Source organism: Haloarcula nitratireducens, assembly GCF_019599505.1.
Window position 1 is genome coordinate 933,108 of the sequence record NZ_RKLT01000001.1, and the last position, 17,559, is coordinate 950,666.

A 17,559-nucleotide genomic window follows, 5' to 3' on the forward strand; every position below is an offset into this window, starting at 1 on the left:
CAGCCGACCGTGAGGGCGCGCTGTGCGGTCGCACGGACGGTTCGGTCGCGGGACGAACACCCGGCGGACATACCCGATATTCGTAGCCGGAGCGGTATAAAATGGGAGGTGTCTCGGACGGAGACCACAGAAGCCGCTCGACCGTCGAGGGTCCGTCAGTCGATGTCGATGCGATGGCCCGCCGTGATCGGATCCGCCTTCCCGACGTGGACCGTCAGCACGCCGTTGGTCATCGAAGCGGCGACGTCCTCGTCGTCTATCTCGCTCGGGAGCCTAATCCGACGGGAGACCGACTTCTGAGATCGCTCGCGTCGAACGTAGTTCGCGTCGGACTCGTCTGCTTCCTCGCTGCGTTCGGCGTCGATGCTGAGCGTCTGGTCGGTGATGTACACGTCGACGTCGTCCGTCTCGAAGCCGGGCAGGTCGGCGGTGACGACGAACTCGTCGTCCGCGTCGACGAGGTCAACCTGCGGCATCGACGCATTCGCCGACCGCGTCTCGAATCCGGACCCCCACCGCTGGGCCGCTTCTTCGAACTGCCGACTCATCTGTTCGAGCCACGCCTCCACGTCGTCGAACGGTGACTGTCGAGTCATCGCCCTCTGACACGCCCGGGCGACGCTTAGTTACCCAGCGAGTACGGGTAGAAGGGTCACCGTGACGGCGTTGCGCTCGCGTTGTCACGAGAGTAAGCCGTCCTTCGGCGGCTCACGACGGTCGCGCTATACCATTCCCTTGCCGAGTAGTTCCCGGGCGATGATGTTCTTCTGGATCTCGGTCGTCCCCTCGTAGATCTGGGTGATCTTCGCGTCGCGGTAGAACCGTTCGACGTCGAAGTCGTCGACGTAGCCCGCACCGCCGTGGATCTGGACCGCCTCGTCGGCCGTCTCGACGGCGACCCGAGAGGCCTTCTCCTTGGCCATCGACGCGAGTTTCGTGAGCCGGTCGTCGGCGTTGTCGACGCTCCACGCCGATTTGTAGGTCAGCTGTCTCGCGGCCTCGATCTCGGTGAACATCTCGGCGAGTTTGTGCTGAACGGCCTGGAACTCGGAGATGGATCGACCGAACTGCTCGCGGTCTTTGGCGTATTCGAGCGCGCGTTCGGCCGCGCCCCGGGCGATGCCGACGCCCTGCGCGGCGACGCCGGTCCGCGTCTCGTCGAAGAACTGCATCAACTGCAGGAAGCCGGCCCCCCGGGTACCGACGAGGTTCGCCTCGGGAACGCGCACGTCGTTTAAGCGCAACTCCGCCGTGTCCGACGCGCGGATGCCGAGTTTGCCCGTTATCTTCTCGGCATCGAACCCGTCGCGGTCGGCCTCGACGAGGATCTGTGAGAAGCCGTTGTACCGACCCTCGGCCTCGGGGTCCGTCCGGCAGAGGACGACGAAGTAGTCGCCGACGGTGCCGTTGGTTATCCACATCTTGTTACCGTCGACGACCCATTCGTCGCCGTCCTTCTCGGCCCGCGTCGAGACCGACGAGACGTCCGACCCCGTGTCGGGTTCGGAGATCGCCGTCCCCATGATCGCCTCGCCCGCCGCCACCGGTTCGAGGTACTCCTCCTTCTGGGCCTCCGTCCCGAATCCCACGAGCGCGTCCGCGCCGAACGCCGCGGACTGGATGCACAGGCCGATGCCGGGGTCGGCGGCGAACAGTTCCTCGGCGATGACGGCGTTGGTCAGCGTGTCGTAGCCGACCCCGCCGTACTCCATGGGGACGTTCGCCTCGGTCAGGCCCATCTCGGCGGCTTTCTCGACGATCTCGCGGGGAAACTTCTCCTCGCGGTCGTACTCCGTAGCGACGGGCGCGACCTCGTTCTCGGCGAAGCGCCGTACCTCGTCGCGAATCTGACGCTGTTCGTCGGACAGTGCGAAGTCCATGTGCGATGTGTTCGCGTGGCACCCAATTAATGGTTCGTAATCTGAAATAAACTCGATAGAGGTTCTTCGGCGAGAGAAACGTTGAAACGTGGGCCGGCAGTGGGGACATATGTCATGGATTTCGAGGACATCGAGACGGTCGCGGTGCTCGGCGCGGGCAACATGGGTCACGGAATCGCCGAGGTCGCCGCGCTCGCCGGCTACCAGGTGCAGATGCGCGACATCAAAGAGGAGTTCGTCCAGGACGGCTACGACAACATCGAGTGGTCGCTGAACAAGCTCGCCGAGAAGGACCAGCTCACCCAACAAGAGGCCGACGAGGCACTCGGTCGGGTCACCGCGCTCGTCGACGTCGAGGACGCCGTCAGCGACGCCGACGTCGTCATTGAGGCCGTCCCCGAGAAGATGGTGATAAAGAAAGACGTCTACACCGACGTCGAGAAGTACGCCAAAGACGACGCCATCTTCGCGACGAACACTTCCAGCCTCTCCATCACCGAGCTCTCGGAGGTCACCGAGCGCCCCGAACAGTTCTGCGGGATGCACTTCTTCAATCCCCCGGTCCGGATGCAACTCGTCGAGGTCATCTCCGGGGAGTACACCGCCGACGAGACGCTCGACACCATCGAGGAACTCGCCGAGGCGTTCGATAAGACGCCCGTCCGCGTCCGCAAAGACTCGCCCGGCTTCATCGTCAACCGCATCCTCGTCCCGCTGATGAACGAGGCCTGCTGGCTCGTCCACGACGACGTCGCCACCATCGAGGAGGTCGACTCGACCACGAAGTTCGACATCGGTCTCCCGATGGGGTCGTTCGAGCTCTCGGACCAGGTCGGCAACGACGTCGGCCTGCACGTCCTCGAATACATGCACGAGATGCTCGGTGACGCCTACGAGCCGTGTCCGCTCTTAGAACGGAAAGTCGATAGCGAGGAACTCGGGAAGAAGACCGGCAAGGGCTTCTACGACTACGACGACGGCGGCGCTGACATCCCGACCGACGCCGGTCGCGAAGACGTCGAGAATCGCCTGCTGGCCGTGATGGCCAACGAAGTCGGCAAGCTCGTCGAGAACGACGTCGCGCCCGTCGCGGACATCGACGAGGCGGTCATGCTCGGCGGCGGCTTCCCCGAAGGCCCCGCGAAACTCGCCGATAAGGCCGGCTTGGACTCGCTCGTCGAGACGCTCAAGACCGTCCACGAGGAGACCAGCGAGGAGCGCTACGAAGTCTCTGAGGGTCTGCGCTCGGCCGCCGAGGCGGGTGGCTTCTACGGCGCCGACGAGGACTCGGAAGCGACGTTCGAGAACATCAACGTCGCCGACGTCGGCGAGATGGTCGGTCGCATCGAACTCGACCGCCCCCACCGAATGAACACCATTAGCCCGGAACTGATGGACGAACTCACGGACGCCGTCGACATCCTCAGCGACGACGACGAGATCCGCGCGATACTGCTGACCGGGGCCGGCGACAAGGCGTTCTCCGCCGGGGCCGACGTCCAGTCGATGGCCTCCAACGCGACGCCGCTGGAAGCCGTCGAACTCTCGAAGAAGGGCCAAGAGACCTTCGGCAAACTGGAAAAATGCCCGATGCCGGTCGTCGCCGGCATCGACGGCTACGCGCTGGGCGGCGGGATGGAACTGGCCACCTGTGCGGACCTCCGGGTCGCCTCGAAGCGCTCGGAGCTCGGTCAACCCGAACACGATCTCGGCCTCCTGCCGGGATGGGGTGGCACCCAGCGTCTCGCCAACATCGTCGGCGAGGGCCGCGCCAAGGAGATCATCTTCACTGCCGAGCGCTACGACGCCGAGGAGATGGCCGACTACGGCTTCATCAACGAGGTCGTCGGCAACAGCGAACTCGAAGACCGCGCGTTCGAACTGGCCGCCGACCTCGCCGCCGGCCCGCCGGTCGCCCAGAAGTTCACCAAGCGGGCGATGCTCGCCGGCCGCGACGACACCGAGGCCGGGCTCGAAGTCGAGTCGCAGGCCTTCGGCCACCTCATCGGTACGGAGGACGTGATGGAAGGGATCACGGCCTTCATGGGCGACGGAGAACCGAACTTCCAAGGGAAGTGAGGAAACCGTCGTAAGAGCTCGCTCTGACGGAAGTGAGCCCGATTTCCAGGGGAAGCAGCGCCGCCGAGTCAGTTACCCTCGTCTCACCCGATGCGTCGGTTTTCGTACCGTACTTCGCCAGTTGTCGAACGGCCTCGGAGACGGGCCGAGCGGCGCGTGTGACCGCGCCCCAGAGAGTCGAGATTTCGATGGGGTTAAATTGGAGCACCCGAAACGCCAGAATGCGCTCGGTTGGTGTAGTCCGGCCAATCATCTTGGCCTTTCGAGCCGAGGACATGGGTTCAAATCCCATACCGAGCACATTTCTATCGAAGCAACGGAGCGATGGAGCGGCCGCGACGTTCTCAGACGGTATCGAGACATCGTAAGCGGCGACGGTCAGATCGTCGAAGGATTTGTTTGCGGCGTGGCGAACACCGACGGCGTCCATCCGTGAGACTCGCAATCACTTCGCGACTATTCACCGATACCGGGAGCGGATGTCGCCGAAACGAACAGTAAGAGAGTGAAGGCAGTAGCTATTTCCGCGGTCCACGAGACGCACAGTCCACATGCAAGCAGTCGTTCTCGCGGCCGGGGAAGGGACACGGATGCGTCCGCTGACCGCGAACACGCCGAAACCCATGCTGCCCGTCGCCGACAGACCGCTCGTCGCCCACACCGCCGACATGGCCATCGAGGCCGGGGCCGACGAACTGATCTTCGTGGTGGGCTACGAAGCGGACGCCGTCCGGTCGTACTTCGGCGAGACGTACCGCGGTGCGCCGGTCTCCTTCGCCGTTCAGGAAGAACAGCAGGGGACGGCCGACGCCGTCAGCGCAGCGTACGAATACTTAGACGGGCCGTTCGCCGTTCTCAACGGCGACAACCTCTACGACGAGGAGAGCATCTCGACGCTGTTCGACGCCGCCCCCTCTATCGCGGCGTTTCGCGTCGGCGACCCCTCGAACTACGGCGTCCTCTCGACGGACGGCGACAGCGTCACGGACGTCGTCGAGAAACCGGAAGAGCCGCCGACGGAACTGGCGAACGCCGGCGCGTACGTCTTCCCCGCCGAAGCCCGCGAGTGGCTGGACGTCCCCCTCAGCGACCGCGGCGAGCGCGAGATCACCGACGTGGTCGCCCGCGTCATCGAGGAGCGCTCGGTCACGGCCGTCGAGGTGGACCGCTGGCTGGACGTGGGCCGGCCGTGGGAACTACTCGAAGCCAACGAGTGGAAACTCGACGAGCAGACCCGCCGCATCGACGGCGACGTCCGCGGCGACGCGGAGCTACGCGGCAACGTCGTCGTCGAAGAGGGGGCAGTCATCGAGCCCGGCGTCACCATCGAGGGACCGGCGCTCGTCCGGTCGGGCGCGCACCTCGGGCCGAACGCGTACGTCCGCGGCGCGACGATGCTCGGCGAGAACGCGCACGTCGGTCACGGCGTCGAGATCAAGAACACCGTCGTCATGGCCGACTCGAACGTCCCGCACGTCTCCTACGTCGGCGACAGCGTGCTGGGTCACGACGTGAACTTCGGCGCGGGGACGCAGGTGGCGAACCTCCGCCACGACGGCACGGAAGTGAAGCTGACGGTGAAAGGCGACCGCGTCTCGACGGGCCGCCGGAAGTTCGGCGTCGTCGCGGGCGACGGCGCTCGAACGGCCATCAACACCAGCCTCAACCCCGGCGTCGTCCTCTCGCCCGGCGCGACGACGGCCCCCGGCGAGAGCGTCACTCGGGACCGGTAGAGCGACCTCGCCCTCGCGGCGATTCTATGGGATTAAGTAGGGCGGAACCGACGCACAGGTAAGATGGTCGACCCAACTTCGGACCACCACGAGGACGTCGACGAGGAGGAGGCACCGAACTGCGAGGTCTGCGGCGACGCGATAGTCAACGAAGTCACACACCGGGTAACGACGTGGGTCGCCGACGACAGCGTTCAGACCGTCCACTTCTGTAGCGAGGACTGTAAGACCGAGTGGGACGAGTCCTGAACCGGCTCGCTTCTGCGGATGCCCCGCCTCGTCGCGGCCTCACCGTCGTTTCGCGTCGGTCGCGTCCGCCGGACCATCAACTTCGTCGTACGTCTCCTCGATGGTCTGTTGCCCGCCGATGCGCGTCGAGATCCACCGAGTGAACGCGTCGAAAACGGTGACGACGGGGTACAACAGGAGCTCGACGTATCGCAGCGGCGTCACGACCCGGAGCGCGAACGTCTGCGCGTGGCCGAGTCCGTAGGACTTCGGGACGATCTCGCCGGCGACGAGGACGACGCTGGTGGCCAGTAGCGTCGTCAGAACCACCGCGATGCCCGACTGGAACCGCTCGACGAACACCGCCGTCAGCAGGCTCGAGAGGGCGATGTTGACGACGTTGTTCCCGACGAGAATCGTCACGAGGAGGCGGTGTGGGTCCGCCAACACGTCCTCGGCGGCGGCCGCTCGCGGGTCCGTCGTCGCGGCGGCCGCCAGCCACTCCCGCGAGAGGGAGAACAGCGCCGTCTCGCTGCTGGAGAAGAAGGCGCTACAGCAGAGCAGTACGACGACGGCGGCGAGCGTCGGCAAGACGGGTGTCGACATACACGGTCGGACACTCCGTCGTGTGAAAGAACCGACGAATCGCTCACGGTCCCGAGTTCGACAGCCAACGACGTCGCTATCGCTCGGTACGTCGAAATTGAGAAATGCTCCGTCAGGGATTCGAACCCTGGTCATCACCGTGAGAGGGTGATATGATTGGCCGGACTACACCAACGGAGCGTACATTGAATCGGAGGACGGAGATACGTATAATGATTGTGTTTCGAAAGCGCTCTGTGTGGGTTTCTCACTCCTCCTCGAAGGGAGAGCCGGCGGCGTCCGGTTCCTCGCCGGCGAGACTGATGATGTTCTCGCGGCCGACCCGGAGTTTGCTGATCTCGCCGTCGTCTTCCATCTCCGAGAGGAGCATACTGACCTTCGACTTCGACCAGTCGGTGGCGTCGACGATGTCGACCTGTTTCATCCGGCCGCCGTTGGCTTCGAGCAGTTTGAGGACGCGGGCGTCGTCGGTGAGCAACTCGTCGTCGGCGACCGCCGGTTCGGGCTCCGGTTGGGACGGCGCTCTGGACTGGCCACCGGGCGTCGTCTCGGGCGGCGCTCCCCCGGTATCTGCGCCTCCCAGGGCCGCTTCGGCGACGCCGGAACGCCACGCCGCGACGGCGACGGCACCGAGCGCGAGGACGACGATACCGACGACGAAGGGCAGCATGTCGCCCGCCAGCAGCGAGCCGCCACCGGATCCGGGCTCGTTCGCCAGCACTACTTCGCGCGGCCCGAGTTCGACGTAGGGTCGCTGGTCGGTGAAGGACTGCTCGCCGACCCAGGTGACCGTCTCACTGCGGGCCAGCGAGCCGGGCTGGCTCCGCGAATCCGGAGACGGCTGGGCCTCCGCGAACCCCAGCCCCGGCCCCCGTTCGACGACCAGCGACTGGTTCTGTCCGATGTAGAACCCGCCCTGGAAGACGTCGCTGACGACGACCCGCTCGCCGGTCGCGTTGGCGAAGTTCGTCCAGAGGAACGACATGCGAACCGTCCCCGTGCTCTGGACCGGGTTGACCGAGGCGGAGCGGTCGAACGTCCGCGCGCCCATCGCTCGCCCCGTCTGGTTGGTCCCGTACTGCGTGAGCAACCCGGCCTGTTCGACGAAGTCGGCGTACAGCTCCGTCTCGTTGCGCTCGAACTCCTCGGCGAAGGCCTCGAACGTCTCCTGTTCGGACTCGTTGGACAGCGGCGTCTGGTGTTCGATGGCCCACGTCGCGGAGCCGTTCTCGTACACCGTCACGCGGAAGGTCGTCTCGGTGAAGCCGTCGGGGGTCTGCACGCTCGCCGGTTCGGGCGCGCTGAGCGCGGGTCCGGCGGCGAGGCTGGGAACGAGCAGAAGAGCGACGACGACGGCGGCAGCCGCGCGAGACATCTAGGTCTTATGACCCGAGGACAGCATAAAAGCGCTGTGAATGGTCCCCCTACCGTCTGACGCCGCCGACGGCGTCGGCCAGTTTCTCGACCGGATGGGTGGGCTTACTCCCCCGCGGCCGGTCGCTTAACTGGGTCCGGCAGGACGCGCCGGGCGCGACGACCGCCTCGCCGTCGCTCCCGTCGACCTGCTCGTAGAGGATGCGAGCGATGGCCTTGCTCATCGAGTAGTGCTCGGCCTCGTAGCCGAAACTGCCGGCCATGCCACAGCACCCCGAATCCAGCGGGTCCACGTCGTAGCCGGCACGCCGGAGGACACCGACGGCGTGGTGGTCCTTCCCGACGGCCTTCTGGTGACAGTGGCCGTGGTAGGTCAGCGCCGCCCCGTCGGGGTCCCAGTCGACGCCCGCGTCCAGCGCGAACCGGTCGAGGTACTCACAGAGGCCGAAGGCGTTCGCGGCCACCGTCGTCGCTGCATCGTGGTCGTGGCCGAGGAGGTCCAGGTAGTCGGACTGGACCATCACCGCGTCGGAGGGCTCAACGGCGACCACGTCCCAGCCGTCCCGTACTTCGGGCGCGACGGCCGCGACGTTCGTCGCCGCCCGCTCGCGGGCCACGTCGACGAACCCCTTCGAGTGGGCCGCCCGGCCCGACGCGGTCACGTCGTCGGGAACTCGCACGTGAACGTTCGCCGCCTCCAGAACTTCGACGGCCGCGCGGAGGACCGCCGGGTCGCTGTAGTTGTTGTAGGTGTCGGGGAACAACAGCGCCCGCCGCTCGGCGTCGGCCTCCGAAACCCGCGGTCCTCTATCGGCCCACCAGTCGGTGAACGACTCGGACTCGAACGTCGGCAGGTCCCGCTCCCGGGCGATGCCGAGCAGTTTCTCGCTCACTACGCCGCTGCCGGGGAGCCGCTGCGCCCAGTTCGAGAGCGGCGCGAGCGCGCTGCCCGCCCTGCTCACCGTCTCGATGTTGGCGAACAGCCGCTCGCGGAGGCTCGCGCCCTCCCGCTCGTGACGGGCGTGCTCGACCTCGACTTTCAGCTTCGCCATGTCGACCTCGCTCGGGCAGTCCTTCGCACAGCCCTTACAGCCGATACAGAGGTCCATCACCTCCGAGGCGAACTCGCCGTCCGTGGGGTCGTCCGGTAAGTCGCCGCTCATGGCCTGTCTGAGCATGTTCGCTCGGCCCCGAGTGCTCGTCACCTCCTCGTCGGCCGCGCGGTAGGTCGGACACATCACGCCGCCGGTGGTCTCCTGCGGGCCGCGACAGCCGCCGCAGCCGTGGCACAGTTCGACCATCCCCTGCATCCCGTTCTCGTTGGGCCAGTCCAGCGCGGGGTCGAACTCGTACTCGAAGTCGTACTCCGGCGAGAATCGCAGGTTCTCGGTCATGTCGACGGTCCGGGCGCGCCGCGGGGCCCCGCCCGCCTCGACAGTGTCCTCGGAGACGCCGACGACCTGGCCGGGGTTCAGCAACCAGTCGGGGTCGAACGCCCGTTTGAGGTCCTGAAAGACGCCCCAGACCTCGTCGCCGTACAGTTTGTGGTTCCACTGCGTGCGTGCGCGGCCGTCGCCGTGTTCGCCCGAGACGCTCCCGCCGTACTCTCTGACGAGGTCCGTCGCGCCGTCGGCGATGGCCTCCATCCGCTCGACGCCCTCGACGGTCTTGGTGTTCACGAGCGGCCGGATGTGGAGACAGCCCGGCCCGGCGTGGGCGTAGAAGGAGGCGAAGGTCCCTTCGTCTTCCAAGAGGTCCTGAAAGTCCGCGACGTACTCCGGGAGGTTCTCCGGCGGGACGGCGGCGTCCTCTATGAAGCTAATGTGTTTGGCGTCGCTGGTCCGCGAGAGGAGAATCGGCAGGCCGGACTTCCGGAGCTTCCAGAAGCGCGCCCGCTCGTCGTCGTCGTGGGCCTCGCGGGCGTGGAACGCCCGAACGTCGGCGGCGGTGATATCGGCCGCGCCGTCGCTCGGGTCGCGCTCGGTCGCCACGTCGCCGACGCGGTCGGCCAGCAGGTCCGCCACCTTCTGTTTCCCCTCGGCGTCGTCCTCGGCGTAGAACTCCACGAGCAGCACCGCGCCGGTGCCCGCCGGGAGCATCTCGGCGACGAGGTCGCCGAACTCCTCCGTATCCGCCGCCAGATCGAGCAACACGTCGTCGAGCACCTCGACGGCCGCCGGGTCGTGGTCGAGGATCGGGGCCACGTCCTCCATCGCCGAGACGAGGTCCTCGTAGGTCAGCAGCGCCATCGCCTTCGTCTCGGGGACGGGTTCCAGCGAGACGGTCGCCTCGGTGACGACCGCGAGCGTCCCCTCGCTCCCGGCCAGCAGTCGCGCGAGGTTGACCGTCCCCTCGTCGCCGTACTCGCCGCGGGCCTCGCCGACGAGGCGGTCGAGGTTGTACCCCGAGACGTTGCGCTTCAGCTGCGGGAACGCCGACTCGACGGCGTCGGTCTCCTCGTCGACGACTCGCGCGACTTCGGCGTAGATGCGCGCTTCGAGGTCGCCCTCCGGGTCGCCCTGTTCCCGGAGCGTCTCGACGGCCACCTCGCCGAAGGTGGTGACGGTGCCGTCCGCGAGAACGACCTCGCAGGACTCGACGTAGTGGTCGGTCTTGCCGTACTGCAGCGAGTGCGCGCCGGTCGAGTTGTTGCCGATGGCACCGCCTAGCGCGGACTTATCGCCCCACGCGGGGTCCGGCGCGAACTTCAGGTCGTGGGCGGCGAGTTCGTCGTTCAAATCGCCGAGTCGAACTCCCACGTCCGCCGTCGCAGTTCGGTCCTCGGGGTCGATCTCTCGCACGCCGTCCATGTGTCGAGTGAAATCGAGGACGACGGCCTCGTTGACCGCCTGCCCGGCGAGGCTCGTCCCACCGCCGCGGGGCAGTACGGGAATCTCCCGCCCCGCGCAGTAGCCGACGACGGTGGCCACGTCGTCGGTCGACTCCGGGTAGACGACGCCGACCGGCGTCACCTCGTACGCGCTGGCGTCGGTGGCGTACAGCTGTCGGGAGTACTCGTCGAACCGGACGTCGCCCGCGATTCGCTCCGCGAGGTCCGAAACCATGCCCGGCCGCATCACGGCGTCGGTCTGGTAGTCGTAGTCCGCTCGCGCGTCGCTCGCCGGGTCGTCGCTCGGTCCCTGCTCGGTAGCGCCCATGTCCGGTGGTTCGGGCGAGCCGACGTTATACTGTCGGCTGTTGGCAACCGTCAACGTCCCGCACGACCCAGTTCGGCGAAGTCGATAACGGCATTATCCGACAGTGCGCTGTCATACGCCACCGCTCGATCCCCGATTCCGGCCGCGTAGCGACCCGAAATCACCGGAGAGTTATTTACGTTCGAGTGCAGAAACACAGCCAACAATGGGAATCGCTGACACAGTCGCGGACGGGCGGCGGGTCGCCATCGAGCGACCCGGGACCGGCGTCGTCGCCGTCGCCGTCGCCTATCTACTGGCCGACCTCGTGACCAAACTCGCCGGGACGACGGTGTACGCGCTGGGCTACCGCGTCATGGGTGGATCGCTGACCGCGGGGTCGCTCGCGTCGATGGTACTGGACGGCTTACTCGTCGGATTAGCGGTGGGACTGGCCGGCATCGGCCTCTCTATGACCTACAGCATCCTCGACTTCGCCAACTTCGCCCACGGCGATACGGTGACGGTCGGCGCGTTCGCGGGGTGGGTCACCGCCTTCGTCCTCGCCAACCTGGCGACGAGCGCCCCCATCGCCGACCTGTTCCTGTTCGACGGCGGGCGGCAACTGAGCACCGCCTCGACGTACGCCTTCGTCCTCCTCGGCCTGGTCGCCGCCGCCGTCGGCACCGTCGGCGTCGTGTTGGCCGTCGACCGCCTCGTCTACCGTCCGATGCGCGGCGCGGACAACATCTCGCTGCTCATCGCCTCCATCGGCGTGGCGCTGGCGCTTCGCTATCTCATCGCGTTCGTCTTCAGCACGCAGACCAGCGGCGTCGCCACGGTCGGCGCGCAGGTCCAGCTGGGCGCCGGCGTCACCGTCACGGACAACGAGATCGCGCTCCTCGTCGTCTCGGTGGTACTCATGCTCGCCGTCCACCTCCTGCTCCAGCGGACGAAACTCGGGAAGGCGATGCGCGCGATGGCCGACAACGAGGACTTGGCGCGGATCACCGGGATCCCGACCGAGCGGGTCGTCCGCCTGACGTGGGTCCTCGGCGGCGCGCTGGCGGGCGTCAGCGGCTATCTGCTCGTGCTGGAACGGGGCACCATCGCCTTCAACTTCGGCTGGATCCTCCTGTTGCTCATCTTCGCGGCGGTCATCGTCGGCGGCATCGGCTCCATCTACGGCGCGATGGCCGGCGGCGTCCTCATCGGCCTCGTGGACAGCCTCGCGCTCATCTGGCTCCCGTCGGGGCTGACCCGCGCCGCCGCCTTCGCCGTCCTCATCGTCGTGTTGCTCCTGCGACCGTCGGGCATCTTCAGCGGGGTGAGTACGGCATGAGCGCCGTCGAAGACGTTCGGGCGAGACTGCTCGCACTCCCCGACGCCGCGCTCGTCGCCCTGTTCGTCCTCGCCATCTGGCTGGTGCTCTCAGTACTGGCCTTCTCCGTCGGCGCGGCCCAATCCGCGAACCTCGCGGCCGGGTTCGTCGGGAGCGTCACCGTGTTAATCGGGGCCTACGCGCTGCTCACGCTGGCGCTGAACCTCCAGTGGGGCTACACCGGCCTGTTCAACATCGGCGTCGCCGGCTTCATGGCCGTCGGCGCGTACACGACGGCCATCCTGACCGCGCCGGCCGATCCCGGAGCCGGCGGCGTCCCCGGATTCGGTCTCCCGCTGTGGTTCGGCCTGCTGGGCGGGATGGTCATGGCCGCGCTGGTCGGCGCGCTCGCCGCCCTCCCCGCGCTCCGGCTGCGGGCGGACTACCTCGCCATCGTCACGGTCGCGCTCTCGGAGATAATCCGCCTGTTCGTCAACTGGCAGGGCGTCGCGGAGGTACAGGTGTTCGGCAGGCGATTCGGCACCGGCGGCGCGACGGGCATCTCCTTTCCCGCACCCGACGACGTGATCGCCGAGGTCGTCAGAGGCTTGGGGGGGCCGCTCGTCGCTATCGCCGAAAGCCTCGGCGTCTCCGGGCCGAACGTGGTCAACATCGCCTACGGCCTCGCCCTCTTCGCGCTGGTCGTCGGCGCGTACTGGGTCCTGAACCGACTCGTCAAATCGCCCTTCGGCCGCGTCCTGAAGGCCATCCGCGAGGACGAGACGGTGACCCAGTCGCTCGGGAAGGACACCCGCCTGTTCAAGATAAAGGCGTTCATGATCGGCTGTGCGCTGATGGGGCTGGCCGGCGCGCTGTTCCGCGGCGGGGCCGGGTACATCAGCCCCGCGCAGTTCCGCCCGGCCATCACGTTCTACGTCTTCGCCGCGCTCATCATCGGCGGGTCCGGGTCCAACACCGGCAGCGTCCTCGGCGCGGCGACGTTCTCGGCGCTCCTCTTCTACCTGCCCGCCCGCCTCGGCGAGTACTTCCCGACGTTCGGGACGAACGCGCCGGGCAACGTCGTCGAAGCCGTCGCCGCGCTCGGGTCGCTGGACCCGACGCCGCTTTTAGCCTACACGATCAGCAACGTCAGCACGCTCCGGTTCGTTCTCATCGGCGTCGTCCTCATCTACATCATCCAGAACTACCCGCAGGGGATACTGGGCAACCGGAGCGAACCGGCGACCAGCGTCGACCTGACGCGACACCGACCCGCCGATAGCGGGGGTGAGACCGATGAGTGACGCCGAGACGGTCGGAGCGGAACGCGGTCCGAGCGAGGGCGTGCCGACGACCAGCGAGGCCATCGACTCGCCCCTGTTGGAAGTCGAGGGGCTCCGCAAGGAGTTCGGCGGCGTCACCGCCGTCGACGGCGCGTCCTTCCGCGTCGCTCCCGGCTCGCTGACCGGGCTCATCGGCCCGAACGGGGCCGGGAAGTCCACGACGTTCAACTGCATCACGGGCATTCACGAACCGACCGCCGGCACCGTCCGGTTCGACGGGCGAGACGTCACCGGGCTCCCGCCCTACGCGCTGGCCGAGCGCGGCCTCGTCCGCACGTTCCAGATCGCCCGGGAGCTCTCCGAGATGACGGTGCTGGAAAACGTCATGCTCGCGCCGCCGGGGCAGGTCGGCGAGTCGGCGATTCGGGCGGTGCTTCCGGGCCTCCGCGAGGCGGTCGAGCGCGACGAAGCCGAAGTCGTCGAGGACGCGTGGGAGACGCTCTCCTTCTTCGAGATCGACCACCTCGCCCACGAGAACGCCGGCAACCTCTCGGGCGGTCAGCGGAAACTGCTGGAGATGGCCCGCGTCCTGATGACCGACCCCGAGATGGTCTTACTGGACGAACCGCTCGCCGGCGTCAACCCCACGCTCGAAGAGAAACTGCTGGACCGCATCGACGAACTCCGGCGAGAGGGCCTGACGTTCCTGCTCGTCGAACACGACATGGACGTCATCATGGAACACTGCGAACACATCATCGTCATGCATCAGGGGCGGGTCCTCGCGGAGGGCGACGCCGAGACCGTCCAGCGCGACGAACGCGTCCTGGAGGCGTATCTGGGAGGCGACGTATGAGTCAGCGCGCGACCCGGGCCGAGGACGCGACGCTCCCAGAGATCACCGAGAGCCTGCTCTCGGTCCGCGACCTGGACGCCGGTTACGGCGACTTACAGGTGTTGGAGAGCGTCGACATGGACGTCGGCGACGGCGAGTACGTCGTCGTCGTCGGCCCCAACGGCGCGGGGAAGTCCACCGTGATGAAGTCCGTCTTCGGCCTGACGACGCACATGGGCGGCGAGATACTGTTCGACGGCACCGACATCAGCGCGCGCCGCCCGGACCAGATAATCCACCAGGGCATCGGTTACGTCCCCCAGACCGACAACGTCTTCGCGTCGCTGAGCGTCCGCGAGAACTTAGAGATGGGCGCGTACATCTTAGACGAGGTGCCCGAGGACCGGATTCGGGCGGTGTACGACCGGTTCCCGATCCTCGGCGAGCGCTCGACCCAGAAGGCGGGGACGCTCTCGGGCGGTCAACGGCAGATGCTGGCGATGGGTCGCGCGCTGATGCTGGACCCCGACTTGCTCCTCTTGGACGAACCTTCGGCGGGTCTCGCGCCGGACCTCGTCGCCGAGATGTTCGACCGCATCGACGGCATCAACGACGACGGCACCGCGATTCTGATGGTCGAACAGAACGCCAAGGAGGCGCTCAGACGCTGTGACCGCGGCTACGTCCTCGTCCAGGGACGGAACCGCTATCAGGACGCCGGCGAGACGCTGCTAGCCGACCAGCAGGTCAGACGGGAGTTCCTCGGCGGCTGAGCGGCGAAAATAGTGAATTCCGGGTCGAACTGACGCTACTGATTCAGCGCGCTGTTCAGCTGTGACGTGTACGAGGACTGCTGGGACTCGAAGCCGACCTGCTGGACGACGGAGCCGCCCTGTTCTTCGAACGCGCTGACGAAGCTCTCCTGGAGCGCCTGTCCGTAGCTGTTGTTGAGATACAGCGTCGACGCCGAGGACGCCCCGAGTTCCTCGGTGGCGACCTGGGCGAGCACCTGCCCCTGCAGCGCGTCGCTCGGCGGCGTCCGGAAGACGAAGTCGTCGTCTTCGAGGTCCGTGATGGCGGGCGAGGTGGAGGCCGGCGAACAGCCGACGACCTGGCTGTCGACGAGGACGTTCCGGGCGACCTGAATCGTCGCCTCGGAACTGGCGGCCCCGGTAATCATCGGGTAACCGGCGCTGACCAGCGAGTTGGCGGCGTTGACGGCCGCCTGCGCCTGCGACTGGGTGTCACCGACCTGCGTCTCGATTGACTGGTCGATGGCGTCCCGGAGTTGCATGGCCGGGAGCAAGGCGGCGTCCCGAATCGGCTGGCCGAGCGGCCCGAGGTCGCCGGTTTCCGGCTGCAGGACGCCGAGTCTCACGGTTCGGTCGCTCCCGCTGCCGCTCCCGGACGGCTCCGGCTGCGGCAGGTCGCCCGACCCCCCGAACTCGATAGTGTCTCGCGTCTCGACGCCCGACTGCGTGAAGCCGAACACCTGATACTGCGCGGAGGTGATGTCCCCCGCCTCGTCGAAGTTGACGTTGCTGGAGGCCCCCGCGTACTCGATGTTCTCGCCGGCGGCGGCCGCCGCCGCCGCGTCGGGGAGTTCCGACGGGGTATAGGTCGTCCCGCCGGGGTTGGCGACGACGCGCATATTGTCGCGGACGGCCGCCCCGTCGTTCGATCCCGCCATGAGGTTGGCCAGAATCAGGACCGCGCTGGCGTCGTACGCCTGCGAGGTGAACACGCCCGCCTGCTCGTAGTCGAACTCCTCGAGGAACAGGTTCGTGAACGTCTCGACGCCCGGACCGGACGCCGACGGGGCGGTCCCCTGGACGTTCGACATGTCGTTGCCGACGTCGCCCGGGAGGCTGCCGTCCTGTAACCCGTCGGTCACGAGGATGTCGACGGTATCGTCGCCGTAGTCGGAGTAGTAGTCCTTGAACAGTTGGACGCCGCTCTGCGGGTAGCCGACGACCATCAACACGTCGGGCGTGTCGCTGGCCCCGCCGTCACCGCCGTCGCCGCCCTCCGTCCCGGTTCCGGTGCTACCGCCGTCGCCGCCGTCACCGGTTCCGCCGTCACTGCCCCCGTCTCCGCCGTCTCCGCCATCGCTCGGTTCGGTCGAACACCCGGCGAGGCCGGCGATGCCCAGCGTACCGAGCGCGCCGGTGCGCTTGAGGAACATTCGTCTACTGTTATCACGACTCATATCTATTCGAGTTTGCACCCACTAGTAGAAATAGGTTGCCCGTCTCCGGGCGCCGTACGGCACCGGAACGGTCGTCTCCACAGAGAGCGGTTCGTCAGGCGACCGACCTGTCAGGGGGCGAGTCGGTTCTTCCGGTTCTTCATCTCGCGCTCGTAGTGGTCGAACGTGATGGGACACCAGTCGGCCGCGATGTCGAGAAGGTCTTCGGTCATGTTCCGGATCTCCCACTGGGCGTCGGCGGCCGCCCGCATGTCCGCGACGTGCATCAGCATGCGGACGTTCATCGACATGACCATGTTGACTTTCGTCCCAATGGGGAGGACGAACCGGGCGTCCTCGGGCGGCATGCCGAGGTCCAGCAGTTCCTGATAGGACTCGACGGCGTCCGCGACGGTGTTCCGGAATATCTCCTCGCGCTTCTCGACGTCCGCCTCGTCGGCGTCGGCCTTTTGATTTCGACCCACCCAGTCGGGGTCCGTCGCCGACGGCGGGACGACGACCATCTCGCCCTCCCGGACGTCGTCGGGGTCCACCTCGTCGAAGGAGACGTACCGCATCGACTGCACGTCGAAGGAGACGTGTCGGTGCCGGGTGATCTGTGCCATACACGACCGCGAGACGCCCTCGACGGCGAACGTGATCTGCGGGTGTTCGAACGGGCCGAAGTGGCCGTGCTCCAGCAGGTGACCGATGAGCGTCTCCTTCTTGGCTTCGAGCGAGTCGCCCTCGACCGTCTCCATCGTCGCTTCGAGCGACTGGCCGCCGACGAACTCGTCGCTGTAGTCGTTACGGGCCGCCTTACAGACGAGGTCCTCCGGGTCGTCGGTGGCCTCTAACAGCGTGACTTCCATACGGGGAGGGAACGCCCGAGGGT

At 67.0% G+C, this 17,559-nt stretch carries 14 protein-coding genes and 2 tRNA genes; 8 read left to right on the forward strand and 8 right to left on the reverse strand.

Annotated features, from left to right (window positions below; translation table 11 throughout):
* Nucleotides 1-155 precede the first annotated feature (155 nt).
* Together EGH23_RS04745 and EGH23_RS04750 are read right to left on the reverse strand one after the other, a co-directional pair.
* Nucleotides 156-596, reverse strand: coding sequence for an Hsp20/alpha crystallin family protein (locus tag EGH23_RS04745; RefSeq protein ID WP_220578862.1), 441 nt, complete (start codon nucleotides 594-596; stop codon nucleotides 156-158).
* A gap of 126 nt (nucleotides 597-722) precedes the next feature.
* Complete coding sequence (locus EGH23_RS04750; RefSeq protein WP_220578863.1) at nucleotides 723-1,880, reverse strand: acyl-CoA dehydrogenase family protein; 1,158 nt, start codon at nucleotides 1,878-1,880, stop codon at nucleotides 723-725.
* Nucleotides 1,881-1,994: 114 nt separating this feature from the next.
* On the opposite strand from EGH23_RS04750, the gene EGH23_RS04755 reads away from it, so the two are divergent.
* The 4 genes from EGH23_RS04755 (at nucleotide 1,995) to EGH23_RS04770 (ending at nucleotide 5,941) form a co-directional block, all read left to right on the forward strand.
* Nucleotides 1,995-3,959: a 3-hydroxyacyl-CoA dehydrogenase/enoyl-CoA hydratase family protein gene (locus EGH23_RS04755; RefSeq protein WP_220578864.1), complete on the forward strand. Its 1,965-nt coding sequence runs from the start codon at nucleotides 1,995-1,997 to the stop codon at nucleotides 3,957-3,959.
* A gap of 225 nt (nucleotides 3,960-4,184) precedes the next feature.
* Nucleotides 4,185-4,259, forward strand: a tRNA-Glu gene (locus EGH23_RS04760).
* A gap of 251 nt (nucleotides 4,260-4,510) precedes the next feature.
* Nucleotides 4,511-5,692, forward strand: a complete 1,182-nt coding sequence (gene glmU, locus EGH23_RS04765) for a bifunctional sugar-1-phosphate nucleotidylyltransferase/acetyltransferase (RefSeq protein WP_220578865.1) — start codon at nucleotides 4,511-4,513, stop codon at nucleotides 5,690-5,692.
* Nucleotides 5,693-5,755: 63 nt separating this feature from the next.
* Nucleotides 5,756-5,941: a DUF7576 family protein gene (locus tag EGH23_RS04770; protein WP_220578866.1), complete on the forward strand. Its 186-nt coding sequence runs from the start codon at nucleotides 5,756-5,758 to the stop codon at nucleotides 5,939-5,941.
* Between the two features lie 39 nt (nucleotides 5,942-5,980).
* On the opposite strand, the gene EGH23_RS04775 is transcribed toward EGH23_RS04770, so the two are convergent.
* The 4 genes from EGH23_RS04775 to EGH23_RS04790 all read right to left on the reverse strand — a co-directional run bounded on the left by EGH23_RS04775 (nucleotide 5,981) and on the right by EGH23_RS04790 (nucleotide 11,058).
* Nucleotides 5,981-6,526, reverse strand: coding sequence for a DUF21 domain-containing protein (locus tag EGH23_RS04775; RefSeq protein WP_220578867.1), 546 nt, complete (start codon nucleotides 6,524-6,526; stop codon nucleotides 5,981-5,983).
* A 105-nt stretch (nucleotides 6,527-6,631) separates the two neighbouring features.
* A tRNA-Glu gene (locus EGH23_RS04780) sits at nucleotides 6,632-6,706 on the reverse strand.
* Nucleotides 6,707-6,773: 67 nt separating this feature from the next.
* Nucleotides 6,774-7,901 carry a helix-turn-helix transcriptional regulator gene (locus EGH23_RS04785; RefSeq protein WP_220578868.1) on the reverse strand — a complete coding sequence of 376 codons (1,128 nt, stop codon included), beginning with the start codon at nucleotides 7,899-7,901 and terminating at the stop codon, nucleotides 6,774-6,776.
* Between the two features lie 49 nt (nucleotides 7,902-7,950).
* Nucleotides 7,951-11,058 carry an FAD-binding and (Fe-S)-binding domain-containing protein gene (locus EGH23_RS04790; protein ID WP_220578869.1) on the reverse strand — a complete coding sequence of 1,036 codons (3,108 nt, stop codon included), beginning with the start codon at nucleotides 11,056-11,058 and terminating at the stop codon, nucleotides 7,951-7,953.
* A gap of 205 nt (nucleotides 11,059-11,263) precedes the next feature.
* Here EGH23_RS04790 and EGH23_RS04795 point away from each other — a divergent pair, with 205 nt between their 5' ends.
* The 4 genes from EGH23_RS04795 to EGH23_RS04810 are packed head-to-tail and all read left to right on the forward strand — an operon-like array spanning nucleotide 11,264 to nucleotide 15,249.
* Nucleotides 11,264-12,379, forward strand: a complete 1,116-nt coding sequence (locus tag EGH23_RS04795; protein WP_220578870.1) for a branched-chain amino acid ABC transporter permease — start codon at nucleotides 11,264-11,266, stop codon at nucleotides 12,377-12,379.
* A complete protein-coding gene (locus EGH23_RS04800; protein ID WP_220578871.1) occupies nucleotides 12,376-13,662 on the forward strand; it encodes a branched-chain amino acid ABC transporter permease in 1,287 nt (428 codons plus the stop codon). Before EGH23_RS04795 ends, EGH23_RS04800 begins: the two co-directional genes overlap by 4 nt.
* Nucleotides 13,655-14,497 carry an ABC transporter ATP-binding protein gene (locus EGH23_RS04805; protein WP_220578872.1) on the forward strand — a complete coding sequence of 281 codons (843 nt, stop codon included), beginning with the start codon at nucleotides 13,655-13,657 and terminating at the stop codon, nucleotides 14,495-14,497. Before EGH23_RS04800 ends, EGH23_RS04805 begins: the two co-directional genes overlap by 8 nt.
* Entirely contained in the window at nucleotides 14,494-15,249 is a 756-nt protein-coding gene (locus tag EGH23_RS04810) for an ABC transporter ATP-binding protein (protein WP_220578873.1), read from the forward strand. Before EGH23_RS04805 ends, EGH23_RS04810 begins: the two co-directional genes overlap by 4 nt.
* Nucleotides 15,250-15,284: 35 nt before the next feature.
* Here the strand turns inward: EGH23_RS04810 and EGH23_RS04815 are convergent, their stop codons facing one another.
* Nucleotides 15,285-16,685 (reverse strand): ABC transporter substrate-binding protein, encoded by a 1,401-nt coding sequence (locus tag EGH23_RS04815; RefSeq protein WP_220578874.1) that lies wholly within the window; start codon nucleotides 16,683-16,685, stop codon nucleotides 15,285-15,287.
* 110 nt (nucleotides 16,686-16,795) lie between these two features.
* Complete coding sequence (thyX, locus tag EGH23_RS04820; protein WP_220578875.1) at nucleotides 16,796-17,536, reverse strand: FAD-dependent thymidylate synthase; 741 nt, start codon at nucleotides 17,534-17,536, stop codon at nucleotides 16,796-16,798.
* Between the last annotated feature and the right edge of the window lie 23 nt (nucleotides 17,537-17,559).

Coding starts and splice junctions, on each gene's coding strand:
- EGH23_RS04745 (WP_220578862.1), bottom strand. CDS start 596: ATGACTCGACAGTCACCGTTCGACGACGTGGAGGCGTGGCTCGAACAG.
- EGH23_RS04750 (WP_220578863.1), bottom strand. CDS start 1,880: ATGGACTTCGCACTGTCCGACGAACAGCGTCAGATTCGCGACGAGGTA.
- EGH23_RS04755 (WP_220578864.1), top strand. CDS start 1,995: ATGGATTTCGAGGACATCGAGACGGTCGCGGTGCTCGGCGCGGGCAAC.
- glmU (WP_220578865.1), top strand. CDS start 4,511: ATGCAAGCAGTCGTTCTCGCGGCCGGGGAAGGGACACGGATGCGTCCG.
- EGH23_RS04770 (WP_220578866.1), top strand. CDS start 5,756: ATGGTCGACCCAACTTCGGACCACCACGAGGACGTCGACGAGGAGGAG.
- EGH23_RS04775 (WP_220578867.1), bottom strand. CDS start 6,526: ATGTCGACACCCGTCTTGCCGACGCTCGCCGCCGTCGTCGTACTGCTC.
- EGH23_RS04785 (WP_220578868.1), bottom strand. CDS start 7,901: ATGTCTCGCGCGGCTGCCGCCGTCGTCGTCGCTCTTCTGCTCGTTCCC.
- EGH23_RS04790 (WP_220578869.1), bottom strand. CDS start 11,058: ATGGGCGCTACCGAGCAGGGACCGAGCGACGACCCGGCGAGCGACGCG.
- EGH23_RS04795 (WP_220578870.1), top strand. CDS start 11,264: ATGGGAATCGCTGACACAGTCGCGGACGGGCGGCGGGTCGCCATCGAG.
- EGH23_RS04800 (WP_220578871.1), top strand. CDS start 12,376: ATGAGCGCCGTCGAAGACGTTCGGGCGAGACTGCTCGCACTCCCCGAC.
- EGH23_RS04805 (WP_220578872.1), top strand. CDS start 13,655: ATGAGTGACGCCGAGACGGTCGGAGCGGAACGCGGTCCGAGCGAGGGC.
- EGH23_RS04810 (WP_220578873.1), top strand. CDS start 14,494: ATGAGTCAGCGCGCGACCCGGGCCGAGGACGCGACGCTCCCAGAGATC.
- EGH23_RS04815 (WP_220578874.1), bottom strand. CDS start 16,685: ATGAGTCGTGATAACAGTAGACGAATGTTCCTCAAGCGCACCGGCGCG.
- thyX (WP_220578875.1), bottom strand. CDS start 17,536: ATGGAAGTCACGCTGTTAGAGGCCACCGACGACCCGGAGGACCTCGTC.